Raw genomic sequence first — 643 nt, forward strand, 5'->3', positions numbered from 1 at the left:
CCAATGCTGCATTGTAATGATGCAGATACAGACCTTGTGTCTGGCACGAAAGTGAGCCCACTTCCAGCTGGTCTCCCGTTGCAAGAAAATTAGAAGAACTTTGTTAATGGAGAAACGCAAATGATAACTTCGATTGAAGTTAGTGCCTCTCCTTGCTTTTCTCAATGATAATCCATCGATTGGAAAGTCATAGAGCATAAAGTATCAAAGCTTCAAGTGAGTATTGCAAAGGTAACCCCTGTGGTTACCGGGTAACATAGTACGCCTTAGTGGAGGCTTGAGCCGTATGCAGTGAAAGTTGCACGTACGGTTCTTAGGAGAGCGGCACCTGGCAACAGGTGCCGCTTATCCGACAAAAATCAGTTTCAATCTTTATTGTCACATTTATCTTAATTTAGCGATAGAATATTGAAAAAGTTCCAAACTTTAATGTTTCAACCAGTGAAAATTGAAGTGATTTTATATTGCTTCAAGCCGAAATAAGTTACGACCTTTAATGTCTGACGACAGTTGTTACATGAAGCCACTGGTCGGAAATAGGTCATGAGCATATGTTAGAGAGTATTTAACGTAAGTTAGTTCGTCCAAGCTTGAAAGATGTCGAGTTTGAGTACTAAACCTGCTCATTGGAGTCTGATTAAGA

Origin of the sequence: Shewanella sp. SG44-6, from assembly GCF_014164185.1 — a bacterium.
GTDB classification, from domain to species: domain Bacteria; phylum Pseudomonadota; class Gammaproteobacteria; order Enterobacterales; family Shewanellaceae; genus Shewanella; species Shewanella vesiculosa.